At 58.0% G+C, this 13,054-nt stretch carries 10 protein-coding genes; 9 read left to right on the top strand and 1 reads right to left on the bottom strand.

Annotation, left to right across the window (positions count from 1 at the left end; all coding sequences use genetic code 11):
- The first annotated feature begins 273 nt into the window (after positions 1 to 273).
- The 5 genes from RYC17_RS16670 to RYC17_RS16690 all read left to right on the top strand — a co-directional run bounded on the left by RYC17_RS16670 (position 274) and on the right by RYC17_RS16690 (position 6,354).
- Entirely contained in the window at positions 274 to 1,599 is a 1,326-nt protein-coding gene (locus RYC17_RS16670; RefSeq protein ID WP_054078645.1) for an MFS transporter, read from the top strand.
- Positions 1,600 to 1,651: 52 nt separating this feature from the next.
- The gene (gene gudD, locus RYC17_RS16675) at positions 1,652 to 3,004 is read left to right on the top strand and encodes a glucarate dehydratase (RefSeq protein ID WP_057402720.1); all 1,353 of its coding nucleotides are present in this window, start codon (positions 1,652 to 1,654) and stop codon (positions 3,002 to 3,004) included.
- A 147-nt stretch (positions 3,005 to 3,151) separates the two neighbouring features.
- Complete coding sequence (locus RYC17_RS16680; RefSeq protein ID WP_004665647.1) at positions 3,152 to 3,805, top strand: DUF1345 domain-containing protein; 654 nt, start codon at positions 3,152 to 3,154, stop codon at positions 3,803 to 3,805.
- Positions 3,806 to 3,845: 40 nt separating this feature from the next.
- Positions 3,846 to 4,802, top strand: a complete 957-nt coding sequence (locus tag RYC17_RS16685; RefSeq protein ID WP_058400434.1) for a D-2-hydroxyacid dehydrogenase family protein — start codon at positions 3,846 to 3,848, stop codon at positions 4,800 to 4,802.
- Positions 4,803 to 5,103: 301 nt separating this feature from the next.
- Entirely contained in the window at positions 5,104 to 6,354 is a 1,251-nt protein-coding gene (locus RYC17_RS16690; RefSeq protein ID WP_316903803.1) for a cellulase family glycosylhydrolase, read from the top strand.
- A gap of 103 nt (positions 6,355 to 6,457) precedes the next feature.
- Here RYC17_RS16690 and RYC17_RS16695 read toward each other — a convergent pair whose 3' ends face one another.
- Positions 6,458 to 8,584 carry a TonB-dependent siderophore receptor gene (locus RYC17_RS16695; RefSeq protein WP_058400432.1) on the bottom strand — a complete coding sequence of 709 codons (2,127 nt, stop codon included), beginning with the start codon at positions 8,582 to 8,584 and terminating at the stop codon, positions 6,458 to 6,460.
- Between the two features lie 192 nt (positions 8,585 to 8,776).
- Between RYC17_RS16695 and pncA the strand changes: the two genes are divergently transcribed.
- From pncA to RYC17_RS16715, 4 genes are all read left to right on the top strand, one after another.
- Positions 8,777 to 9,421, top strand: a complete 645-nt coding sequence (gene pncA, locus RYC17_RS16700) for a bifunctional nicotinamidase/pyrazinamidase (RefSeq protein WP_058407781.1) — start codon at positions 8,777 to 8,779, stop codon at positions 9,419 to 9,421.
- Between the two features lie 140 nt (positions 9,422 to 9,561).
- Positions 9,562 to 10,500 (top strand): formate/nitrite transporter family protein, encoded by a 939-nt coding sequence (locus tag RYC17_RS16705; protein ID WP_122258970.1) that lies wholly within the window; start codon positions 9,562 to 9,564, stop codon positions 10,498 to 10,500.
- Between the two features lie 86 nt (positions 10,501 to 10,586).
- Complete coding sequence (locus RYC17_RS16710) at positions 10,587 to 11,270, top strand: response regulator transcription factor (RefSeq protein ID WP_004661386.1); 684 nt, start codon at positions 10,587 to 10,589, stop codon at positions 11,268 to 11,270.
- Complete coding sequence (locus RYC17_RS16715; protein WP_058400429.1) at positions 11,248 to 12,645, top strand: sensor histidine kinase; 1,398 nt, start codon at positions 11,248 to 11,250, stop codon at positions 12,643 to 12,645. Before RYC17_RS16710 ends, RYC17_RS16715 begins: the two co-directional genes overlap by 23 nt.
- The last annotated feature ends 409 nt before the right edge of the window (positions 12,646 to 13,054 follow it).

Consider the following 13,054-nt stretch of genomic DNA (forward strand, 5'->3'; position numbering starts at 1 on the left):
GGCCAGTGAGTAGACCAGACCCGACTCATAAAAAAGGCCAATACCCAGTAATCAATGGGTAAAACCATTAAATTAACACCGTCATACTGACGCGCCCTGCGCATGTACCTGCATCCAGAAAAACTTTCCCGATCGTCCAAATCATCAGCATCAGGGGATTGCACAAGCCTTTTTTACTTGTATGATGACCGACAATGCGAGGGACACACTTCGCACATACCCGCATAAAAACAACGAGTGGGAGATTCAACTGTGAGCACATCCAATTCCAGGATGGCCGACGGCACTGATTCGGTTCTGAGTTCAGCCGTATCGAAGGTCAAACGTCACGTCCTGCCGCTTTTCGTCATCATGTTTATCGTCAACTACATCGACCGGGTGAACATCGGCTTTGTGCGTTCGCACATGGAGCATGACCTGGGCATCGGTGCTGCTGCCTATGGCCTGGGTGCCGGACTGTTCTTCATCGGTTATGCCCTCTTCGAAGTCCCTTCCAACATCCTGCTGCAGAAAGTCGGCGCACGTATCTGGTTGACGCGGATCATGCTCACCTGGGGCATCGTTGCTGCCTGCATGGCCTTCATCCAGAACGAAACCCACTTCTACATCCTGCGTTTTCTGCTGGGTGTGGCCGAGGCAGGCTTCTTTCCAGGCGTGATCTACTACTTCACCCGCTGGTTGCCCGGGGTTGAGCGCGGCAAGGCAATTGCCATTTTCCTCAGCGGCTCGGCCATCGCTTCGCTGATTTCCGGACCGTTATCAGGCCTGCTGTTGCAGATCACCGGTTTCGGAATGAAAGGCTGGCAGTGGATGTATTTCATCGAAGGCATGTTCTCGGTGGGCCTGTGCTTCTTCGTCTGGTTCTGGCTGGACTCCAAACCGCACGACGCCAAATGGCTGACCCGCGAAGAACAGGACGCGCTGGTCAGCGCCATCGATGCCGAACAGGCTGCCCGCGAAGCGGCGACGCCAGTCAAAGCCTCCATCGGCAAGCTGCTCAAGGACAGCCAGATCATTCTGTTCTGCCTGATCTACTTCTTCATTCAGTTGACCATCTACGCAGCGACCTTCTGGCTACCGAGCATCATCCGCAAAATGGGCAGCCTGACTGACTTTGAAGTCGGCATGTTCAACTCCATTCCATGGCTGCTGTCGATCATCGGCATGTACGCTTTCGCCACGCTGTCCGCCAAGTGGAAGCGCCAGCAGGCGTGGGTAGCGATTGCGCTGCTGATTGCCGCTGCCGGGATGTTCATGTCCACCACTGGCAGCCCGATCTTTGCCTTCGTTGCCATCTGCTTTGCAGCACTGGGTTTCAAGTCGGCTTCGTCGCTGTTCTGGCCCATCCCGCAAGCGTATCTGGATGCACGTATCGCCGCAGCGGTCATTGCGCTGATCAACTCGGTGGGCAACCTGGGTGGCTTCGTGGCACCGACCACTTTCGGTTTGCTGGAAGAGCACACCGGCTCGATCCAGGGCGGGCTGTATGGCCTGACGGCCACATCGATCATTGCCGCAATCATCGTCTTCGCTGCGCGCAATACGCCCAAGCCAGGCGCGACGCCGGTAGCCGCCATCCATACCCCGGCCACGCATTGATGCAGGTTCGAAGCGACGCCATTACAGGCCATATTTTTTTACGGGATCAGCTATGAACATTCAACACGCCAACATCACCAGCAAGGCCCCTGTCATTACCGAGATGCAAGTAGTGCCAGTGGCTGGCCATGACGACATGCTGCTCAACCTCAGCGGCGCGCATGGCCCTTACTTCACCCGCAATATCGTGATACTCAAGGACAATGCCGGGCATGTCGGCGTCGGCGAAGTGCCGGGTGGCGAGTTGATCCGCCAGACGCTGGAAGACGCACGCTCGCTGGTGGTCGGCAGCAGCATCGGCACTTACCAGAAGATCCTCAATGAGGCACGCAAAGCCTTCGCCGATCGCGATTCGGGCGGCCGCGGCCTGCAGACCTTCGACCTGCGCATTGCCATTCACGCTGTCACCGCGCTGGAAGCCGCCCTGCTCGACCTGCTTGGTCAGCACCTGGGCGTACCGGTTGCTGCATTGCTGGGCGAAGGTCAGCAACGTGATCAGGTCGAGATGCTCGGCTACCTGTTTTATGTCGGCGACCAGCGCAAAACCGACCTGGCCTATCGTAGCGAGCCCGACGCCGATAATGACTGGTTCCGCATTCGTCATGAAGAAGCGCTGACTCCGCAGGCGGTGGTCCGTCTGGCTGAAGCTGCGCACCAGCGTTACGGCTTTCAGGACTTCAAGCTCAAGGGCGGCGTACTGAGCGGTGACGCAGAGATCGAAGCTGTCACGGCGCTGGCTGAGCGTTTTCCCGATGCGCGTATTACCCTTGACCCCAACGGAGCCTGGTCGCTCAAGGAAGCCATCCGCCTATGCCGCGATCAGCATCACGTGCTGGCGTATGCGGAGGACCCATGCGGCGCGGAAAACGGTTATTCCGGTCGTGAAGTGATGGCCGAGTTCCGCCGCGCCACCGGCCTGAAGACTGCCACCAACATGATCGCCACCGACTGGCGGGAAATGGGCCATGCCATTCAACTGCAATCGGTGGACATTCCACTGGCTGATCCGCACTTCTGGACCATGCAGGGCTCGGTACGTGTGGCGCAGATGTGCAACGAGTGGGGTCTGACCTGGGGCTCGCATTCCAACAACCATTTCGATATTTCTCTGGCGATGTTCACCCACGTTGCCGCTGCGGCACCGGGCAACATCACGGCGATTGATACCCACTGGATCTGGCAGGACGGCCAGCGCCTGACCAAGGCCCCGTTGCAGATTATCGGCGGCAAGGTCGATGTGCCCAAGCAGGCGGGGCTGGGCGTCGAGCTGGACATGGACCAGCTGGCCAAGGCTCACGAACTCTACAAAGGCATGGGCCTGGGCGCACGCAATGACGCAGTGGCCATGCAGTTTCTGATCCCGGACTGGAAATTCAACAACAAGCAGCCTTGCCTGGTGCGTTGAGCCAGCTTAAAAAACCACTCGCCGCCTGCTGACAATCTGGCTGGCACACGGCGCGCAACCCCCTTGCGCGCCGTTTTTTTCAAATCCGGCTTGGCATGCAAAATGGGCATGCTACTGTCTCGTAATCTCCTGTAACGACTAGACCGCATGCGCCATCTTGCCCGCACCCGCCCTCGCCTGACGCTCGCAGCTTTGGTTGGCCTCACCGCCGGCATTGCCTGGGCCTGGCTGATCCCCCACGCAACACTCACGCAGAGCCTGCTGACCGGCTGGGACACAGGCGTATGGCTGTATCTGATCCTTATTTTCGTTCGCACACTGCGCAGCAATGCTGACGATGTCCGCCGAGTCGCGATGATGGAAGACGAAAACGCGGGCGTCATTCTGGTAACGGTCTGCGTGGCGGCACTGGCGAGTCTGGCGGCCATCATCTTCGAAGTCGCGAGCAGCAAGGGCCTGTCCAGCGACGCCAAAATGCTCCATCACGCCTTTACCGGTCTTACCGTCATCGGTTCCTGGCTGATGATCGGAGTGATCTTCAGCCTGCATTACGCACGCATGTTCTATACCTGGAAAGGCAAGGAGCCCGCGCTGGCGTTTGTCGGCGGAGAAAAGCACCCCGACTACTGGGACTTTCTGTACTTTTCGTTCACCCTCAGCGTTGCGGTACAGACCTCCGATGTCGGCGTCGCGACCCGCGAAATGCGCAAGGTTGTGCTTGGTCAGTCGTTGATCTGCTTTGTGTTCAACACCGCGATTCTGGGCTTTTCGATTAATATCGCTGCCAGCCTGTTCAATTAGTGCTGGGTTTCATACAAACCCGTCAAGAGGCCTTCAGACAATGACCCCGTTGAAAATCGCAGTGCTCGATGATTGGCAAAACATAGCCAGCGATGTGGTGGACTGGTCGGTGCTCGACTCCGCGGGCGACATCAGCTTTCTGCACGACTTCCCGGCCGACACCGCAACCATGGTGCAACGCCTGCAAGGCTTCGACATCATTTGCCTGATGCGCGAGCGAACCCTGTTCGATGAGGCACTGCTCAGCCAACTGCCTGCGCTCAAATTGCTGGTCACAGGCGGCATGCGCAATGCGGCGATTGATATCCCTGCGGCCAAACGGCACGGCATTGTGGTGTGCGGAACAGAAAGCTATAAACACGCGGCACCGGAACTGACCTGGGCGCTGATCATGGGCATCACCCGCAATCTGGTGGCCGAGGCCAACTCTTTGCGCGCGGGCAACTGGCAGGTCGGGCTGGGCAGCGACCTGCACGGCAAAACCCTGGGCATTCTCGGGCTGGGCAGTATCGGCAAATGGATTGCCCGCTACGGTCAGGCGTTCGGCATGCAGGTCATTGCCTGGAGCCAGAATCTGACACCCGAAGCCGCTGCCGAATCGGGCGTCACGTACGTCAGCAAACAGCAACTGTTCGAACAGGCGGACGTGCTCTCGGTGCACCTGGTACTCAGCGACCGCAGCCGTGGCCTGGTGGATGCAGAGGCACTGAGCTGGATGAAACCGAGCGCCTACCTGATCAACTCGTCACGCGGCCCGATCATCGATCAGACTGCTCTGCTTGAAACGCTGCAACAGCGCAACATCGCAGGCGCCGCACTAGACGTGTTCGACATCGAACCGCTGCCCGCCGATCACCCGTTCCGCACGCTGGACAACGTGTTGGCAACACCGCATATCGGTTACGTCACCGAGAACAACTACCGAACCTTTTATGGGCAGATGATTGAAGATATTCAGGCCTGGCATGCGGGGTCGCCGATTCGGCTGCTTGGCTGACACGTTGTACTCCGTCAAAGCAGTAATCTGTCGGCTCGGTCACTCAGCCTTTTTGTTGCTCTAAAAACCCTGTTTGTGCGACCCTGCGCCGTTAACAGATAACGCTCGAAACAGGATTACGCCAGGAAGCCATATTTCAAGGAAGAACAGCAAAAGAAAAACGTTAATAAAAGCGTCATCTTAAGTTCCCCTCCTCGTTATATGAATACTGCAATCCACTAAGTTACAGCTGGCCTGGCGACTTATTCTTTTGTTTCGCAGGGTGCAGCCACTTGTCGCACGGGTCCTACAGAGACATTCGATGAATATTCGCTCAGACAGGTCATATGACCCCTTCATGGCCGCCAGGGAAAAGCCTGTAATGGCCGACCGAACCACGCGGGCCGTGGACGCTGGCGTTGCTGAGGCGAACCCTGAAAAACAGGCGAAACTCGACACCTATACGGCCTCCGACAACCGCTCCGCCGAGACACCGGAAGCGTCCCCTGTTTATACAAGAATGATGCTCAGCCGAAATACCCGGTCACTGGAGAGCGAAGATTCCTCGTCAGACACGGCTCTGCTTGCCAGTCAAAAAGCGCTTGTCAGCCAGAACGATACAAAGGCTGTTGGCAGCGAAGTGGCCGCGGTGAAGGACAGCACGGCCCTTTCGGACGCAGAAAAAAAAGCCAAGGAAGCAGAAAAGGCCGCTTCTTCAGAGGCAGCCAAAGCTGCCCAGAAAGTCGCGCGCGGGGGAGCCAACGTCAACCCTGATGACATCGCCACACCCGCTGCTGCCACGAAGATGATTCAGGACCTGAAAACGATTGGAGGCGGAACCTTACGCTTTCAGATGACGCATGATCAGATCAGCGACGCCAGGCAGATGGATAAGCTCAGGGCATTGCTTGGCGAAGGAGACAAACAGGGTGTGAAGGTTCAGTTCACCTTTCGCGACAATGCGAACCAGGGTGGCGGAAATGTGCTGACGGGAGAAAAGTTGAAGCAGGCCTCGGCCGACATCAGTAATGTGGTCAAAAAGTTTGGCAGTCGTACCAGTTTCGTCCTGGACACTTTCAATCAGGGCGGCAAAAGCGCCAGTCAGGACTGGGCTGACATGCAGACCACATTAATCAAAGCCGCGCGCAATTCCGGCTATAAAGGAACTATTGTTGTCGAGGACAGTAACTGGGGAGGCGGCCTGACTGCTGGCCCGCAAAGCGGCCTGGTCAAGTTTGCCGATCAATTAAAGGCCGCCAATGGCGAAGGCAACCCGGCCCTGGTTGGCAGCTTTCATGTGTATGCCAGGGAAAGCGAAGCCTCTTCCCGGCTTGCCAACCAGATCAAGGCACTGCGAGAGGCTGGCTATAAATTCCAGATTGGCGAAGTGGGTAACGCCAAATTTCTGATAGGAAACACCTTCCAGCAAAAGGACGAAGCCACCAAAGCCTTGAAAGATAATATGGCAGCTCTCAAAGCAGCCGGAGCGGACATTCTACCCGGCAAGGACCAGTTCCAGGATGGCAAACTTCGCCGCCGTGCCGGCTTTTCAAAGACAGATCAATTCCTGTGATTCAGTACGGCGTGTGATAAGGCTCCGGTATCCATGACACACGCTGCTGAACCTGACCCTCAAAGGGTCAGGCTTTGCACCTAGGAATCAGATACCTGCACCATCACAACGTATAAGCAATCCCCACCTGCACGGTCCGCGGTGCCCCCGGATACGCATAGACGTTGCCAAACGCGCCTTCCTCATACTCGGTATCGAAGACGTTCTTCAGGTCGAGGTTGAGCTTCACGTGCTCATTGACCTTGTAGTAGGCCAGCAGGTCGAACACGGTGTAGCTGTCCATCGAAAAGGCGACGTTGGCGGTGCGCCCGGCGCGCTGGTCGACATAACGACCGCCGCCGCCCAGACCCAAGCCGCGCAAGGCACCTTCCTGAAACTCGTAGACGTTGAGCAGGCTGAAGGTCTGCTCAGGGATGTTCATCAACCGTGTGCCGGAGCGCAGCGTGTTGTCCTTGGTTACTTCAGCGTCGACGTAAGCGTAGCTGCCCATCATCCGCCACTCGGGCGTCAGGTTGCCGACCACGTTGAGGTCCAGGCCACGGCTGCGCACTTCGCCTGCCGCGACACTGAATGTGGAATCAACCGGGTCGGTGGTCAGCACGTTACGCTTCTCGATCTGGTAGATCGCCGCATCAACACTCAACTGGCCGTCCAGCGCTTCCCACTTGGTGCCGATCTCGTACGACTTGCCCTCTTCCGGCTTGAAGCCGCCACCCAGCCGGCTGGCACCGCTGTTGGGCTTGAACGAACGTGCGGTGTTGGCGTAGACCGCGACGGTGTCGGTCAGGTCGTAGCTCAGGCCAACGCGCGGTGTGACGGCGTTATCGCTGGCGGTCCAGCTGCTGGTGCCAGGCAAGAAGGAATCGTAGTCATGTTCAAAACGCTCCAGACGCACGCCGCCCAATAACTTCAGGCGCTCGGTCAGCGCCACCTGATCCTGCACGAAGGCAGCCCAGGTCTTGAGGTTTTCCTTGTCATGGGTCGTGGTCCGGGTCAGTGCCGGTCGGGCCTGACCATAGACAGGGTTGAAGATGTCTATCGGGTAGGCGCCGACGGCACCGCTGGAACGCTGGATGATCGACTTGTAATCATAATCCTCATACTCGACCCCGGTCAGCAGCGTGTGATCGAAGCCACCGGCGGAAAAGTGCCCGGTCAGGTTCAACTGCACATCGCGGTCTGTCCATTCCAGCTTGCGATAGTTGAAGTTGCGCCCGAGGGTACGACCATCAGCCGCCAGGCCGTTGGCCTCGATGGCATCGCCTTGCAGGGAACCGTCGAGAAGCTGGACGCCACCGCCCAGCTTCCAGTCGGCATTTAGGTCATGGTCGAAGCGCAACTGTGCCATGTTGTTATCGTTATGCAGCTTGCCCACGCTCTTCTCGCCGAAGAACGTGTCGCGCGAGGCGGTGCTCGTCTGGTTGGCGTAACGCGTCAGGCCACGATCCAGCGGTGCATTGTTGCGCATGAAGTCGCCTTCGAAGGTAATGCGCGTGGCGTCGTTGACCTCCCAGCTCAAGACCGGAGCCACACCATAGCGCTCGGTCTCGACGTGATCACGAAAGGTATCGCCGCCTTCGCCCACGACGTTGAGGCGATAGGCGAAACGCCCTTCGTCATCCAGCGGACCGGACGCGTCCAGCGTGCCGCGCTTCATGCCCTGATCATTGAGCTGGCTGCCCAGCGTGACCTTGCGCTCGGCCAGTGGCTGCTTGGAGACCACGTTGAAAGTGCCGCCCGGATCGCCCCGGCCGTACAGCGTGGTGGCCGGACCGCGCAACACTTCAAGGCGCTCGATGGTGTTGGCATCCGGCATGTTCGGATAGCCGCGATTGATCGGGAAGCCGTTGCGATAGAACTCGCCGGTGGTAAAACCGCGCACCGTGAATGTAGTCAGCCCTTGACCGCCGAAGTTGTTGGCCCGCCCGACGCCGCCCGCGTAGTCCAGAGCGTCCTGCAAGCGCGTGGAGCCGATGTCTTCTACCGCGTCGCGGGTCACAACGCTGACGGACTGTGGCGTTTCATGCAGCGAGGTATCGGTGCGCGTGGCGCTGGCGGAGCGTGTGGCGCGATAGCCCTCGACCGGCCCTTGCGCCGTTTCAGCATTGGCAGCGCCCTGAATGTCGATATTCTGCAACTCTATGGAAGGTTGCCCGGCAGTAACCTGGTCAGCCCAGGCGGCTTGAGAGATCGCTTGAATGACGCAAAGTGAAACGAGAGTACGACGCATCGACGTGCAGCCCTTGGCAAGAAACCAGGCCTCTTGGGACCCGGCAGGATTTTTCGCGAATAGTACAGATTCGTATTAACGCCTGATACAAATTCGCAAAAATATCTTTTGCCTATGCTGCGCATCTCGCTTCGCAACCGTGGGGACAAACAGGCAAACTGGCGCTCATCGCACTTCACAAGAGAACCGACAATGCCTCTTTCCGACAAGCCTGCCGACCCGCGCTGTGCTTTGCTGGTGATCGACATGCAGTACGACTTCATGCCCGGCGGACAACTGGCGGTGGCTGACGGCGATGCGTTGCTGCCGTTGATCAATCGTCTGGGCGCGCGCTTTGCCCGAGTGATCATCACGCAGGACTGGCATCCTGCCGGGCATATTTCGTTTGCTTCAAGCCACGCTCAGCGCCTGCCATTCGAGAGCATCACCCTGCCCTACGGCCCGCAAACGCTATGGCCGGACCATTGCGTGCAAGGCAGCCACGGTGCGCAGTTGCACGCCGATCTTGACCTGCCTCACGCGCAACTGATCCTGCGCAAGGGCTGCAATGCGCATATCGACAGCTATTCGGCATTTCTGGAGGCAGACCGTACGACCAGCACAGGCCTGGCCGGGTATCTGAAAGAGCGCGGCATCGACACTGTATTCGTGGTCGGTCTGGCGCTGGATTTCTGCGTCGCCTGGTCTGCTCAGGATGCACGCAGTGCCGGTTTCAATACGTATGTCATCGAAGATGGCTGTCGCGCCATCGACATGAACGGCTCGCTGGAGAACGCCTGGAAGACCCTGCTGAGCATGGGTGTAGAACGCGTGCAAAGCGCCGATCTGCTGGGCTAGACAGGCGCATCCTGCAACCGGTGCAAACAATCGTTGATACGTCCCGCGGTTAGCGAACGACCGCGCGTGGCGCCTGTCTGAACCATCGGACCGGCAATGCCCGTGCCGGTCCATTTCATCACTGGCGCTGAGGATGTTGTATGGATCACGAAGTAGACGGCAAGACCCCCGGCCTGTCAGCCGAGGAAGAGCGCGAGATTGATGAAAACCAGCCGCCCCGCGCGGCGGTGCTGCACGAAACCATCCGTATTCAGGGCGATCACGAACTGGAGCGCAGTGTTGCCGCCCTGTGGTGGTCGGCACTCGCGGCCGGGCTGACCATGGGCCTGTCGTTGATGGCCATGGGGCTGTTCAAGTCGCGGCTGGAAGGCATACCCGGCAGTCACGTCATCAGCAGCCTTGGCTATTCGGCCGGATTTCTCGCGGTCATCCTGGCGCGCCAGCAATTGTTCACTGAAAACACTATTACCGCCGTGCTGCCGATCATGAGCAAGTTGAACCTGGCCAATATCGGTCGATTGTTCCGACTATGGGGTGTGGTACTGGCGGGCAACCTCGCTGGGACGCTGCTGGTGGCCTATGTCATGCTCAATCTGCCGATTTTCGACACCAGCACAGACAAGGCATTTCTGGAGATTGGCCACAAGGTCATGGAAAACGACGTCAGTCAGATGTTTTCCAAGGGCATCGTGTCCGGCTGGATGATCGCGACCATGGTCTGGATGATTGCGTCCATGGAAAATGCCAAGATCGCCATTATCATTCTGATCACCTACTTGATGGCGCTCGGAGACTTCACGCACATTGTCGTGGGCTCGGCCGAAGTGTCCTATCTGGTATTTGCCGGAGAACTGGGCTGGAAGGATTTCTGGTTTACCTTTGCCGCTCCTACATTGGCAGGCAATATCATTGGTGGCAGCTTTATCTTTGCCTTGATCAGCCACGCACAGATCCGCAGCGAAAAAGACACGACCGCCAAACTGGAACGCGATCGTCAGAACAAGGCAGAAAAAAGCCGCCGCGAAAAGCAGCAGCAAGAGCTCAAGGACGCGGATATCAGCATGCGGAATGACATATGATCCCTATCATTAAACTTTCTTTCAGGAAGCGCAGTGGCTTTTAAAGGCAGAATGAGTTTTTGAACGCACTTATTCAGGCAGGGACCATGACCCGAATTCTGGCAATCGAAGATGATGCCATCACAGCAAAGGAAATCGTGACCGAGCTCAGCAACCACGGACTGGAAGTGGACTGGGTGGACAACGGCCGTGACGGTCTTGCACGTGCAGTGAGCGGAGACTATGACTTGATTACTCTGGACCGCATGCTTCCGGAGATGGATGGTCTGACCATCGTCACCCACCTGCGCGCCCAGGGTATCTCCACGCCGATCTTGATGATCAGCGCCCTTTCCGACGTGGACGAGCGGGTGCGCGGGCTGCGCGCAGGCGGTGATGACTATCTGCCCAAACCGTTTGCTTCCGACGAAATGGCAGCACGTGTCGAAGTGCTCCTGCGCCGCAGCAACCCGGTCAGCGCGGGCAAGACCGTGCTGCAGGTCGCTGATCTGGAACTGAACCTGATCAGCCGCGAAGCCTGCCGTGGTGGTGAGCCGCTGACCCTGCTGCCCACCGAGTTCAAGCTGCTGGAATTCCTGATGCGCAACAGCGGCCAGATCATCACCCGCATGATGATTTTCCAGGAAGTCTGGGGCTATCACTTTGATCCGGGTACCAATTTGATCGACGTACACATTGGCCGTCTGCGCAAGAAGATAGACCAACCTGGCACCGCACAGCTGATCCAGACCGTGCGAGGTTCAGGTTATGTTATTGCCGAACCCGTCTAAGGGCTGGCGATCTTCAACAAGCCGATTACTGGCGCTATACAGTTCCTTGTTCGTCGCCTGGAGCGTGATGCTGCTGGGCGTTCTCTACTGGGAGGTCAACTCCTACCTGGATAACCTCGCCCGCCAGTCACTCACTCACCGCCAGCAGCTGTTTTCGCGCTTTGAAGGTCAGGCACTGGTTGACGCTCTGGCCACCAGCATGACCTTCGATACGCGCGCAGTGGACGCCTACGGCCTGTTCGACCGAAACTTTCGCCCCGTGGCAGGCCCTATCACCCGCGTGCCGAAAAACCTGCCCATCGACGGCCAGATCCATGTACTGAGCGACTGCATCGAATCGGATGACCCGGGCCTGCCGCAAGGCAGCTGTGATGCGATAGTCAACCGAACGTCCGACGGGCGCTGGCTGGTACTGGTGCGCGAGAATGGCTCGTTGCTTGCCGTCAGCACCCTGATCCTGCACGCCTTGCTGTGGGGCATCTCTCTGACCATTATTCCCGGGGTCGCCGGTTGGCATTTGCTGCGCCGCCGACCGTTGCGCCGCATACGCGCCATTCAGGCCAGCGCCGAATCAATCATCGCCGGCGACATGGCCGGTCGCCTGCCGGTCTCGAACAGGCGCGATGAGCTGGACATGCTGGCGGTGATCGTCAACGCCATGCTCGACCGTATCGAAAAGCTCATGAACGAGGTCAAGGGCGTCTGCGACAATATCGCCCATGACCTGCGCACGCCACTGACCCGGCTGCGCGCCCAGCTTTATCGCATTCAGCAGCAATCAGCGCACGATTCGCCCCACTCCACCCAGATTGCCCAGGTAATCAGTGAAGCAGACACGCTGATGGCGCGTTTTCGTGGGCTGCTGCGCATTTCGGAACTGGAAGACCGTCAGCGACGCTCAGCCTTCGTAGAACTAGAGCTGCAGCCACTGCTGCAGGAACTGCATGATTTCTACCTGCCGCTGGCCGAAGAAGACCAGATCACCCTGTTGCTGGACCTGCACGACACGTTACCCACACTGGTAGGCGACCGAGCCCTGCTGTTTGAAGCGCTGACCAACCTGCTGGGAAATGCAATCAAGTTCACCCCTTCCGGCGGGATTGTGAAAATCAGCGCCTACCCCTCCAGCGACGGCCTCACGCCATGCATCGAAGTACAGGACTCCGGGCCCGGCATCCCCGTCGCCGAGCGCGCAGCCGTCTTCCAGCGCTTCTATCGCAGCGAAACCGGCACTGAACAGAGCGGTTTCGGGCTCGGTCTCTCCGTAGTCGCCGCCATCGTCAATCTGCATGGTTTTACGCTGCAGATAGGCATCAGCGAATACGGCGGCGCAAGCTTGTTGCTGGAATGTCGCACCGTAAACACCCTCGCCTGAGATTCAGTCACAACCCCCTTCCGTAAAACGCTGCGCGCCTGCTTTTTGACGAGCTTGAAGCGTCTGCCTCAATGCTTCCAGAGCTTTCGATAGTTATCTGGCGCAGTCTGCCAAGCGCTAAATTGTAACAATATGTTTCAAAAAACGACACAGCTTCACCGTTTCAGCGCTCACAAGTTCCACTCAATAAATGCGCTTTTCTGGCTTTATATGACGGTTTTCCCCGAATAAATCACCCCATCGAGCAGATGGGAGTTCTTCGCCTCACAGGCAAAATGTGAACGAATAGACATTTTTATGACGTCAGCGTCTTGTCGCTGCGCTGGCACTGCGCTATCTATAACCGGGCAAACGAGGTACCTGCTGCACCGCTTGGCTGCACCCAAAATAATAACTCACCGGATTTCGC

It is taken from the genome of Pseudomonas syringae group sp. J248-6, from assembly GCF_032586995.1.
GTDB classification, from domain to species: Bacteria; Pseudomonadota; Gammaproteobacteria; order Pseudomonadales; family Pseudomonadaceae; genus Aquipseudomonas; species Aquipseudomonas amygdali.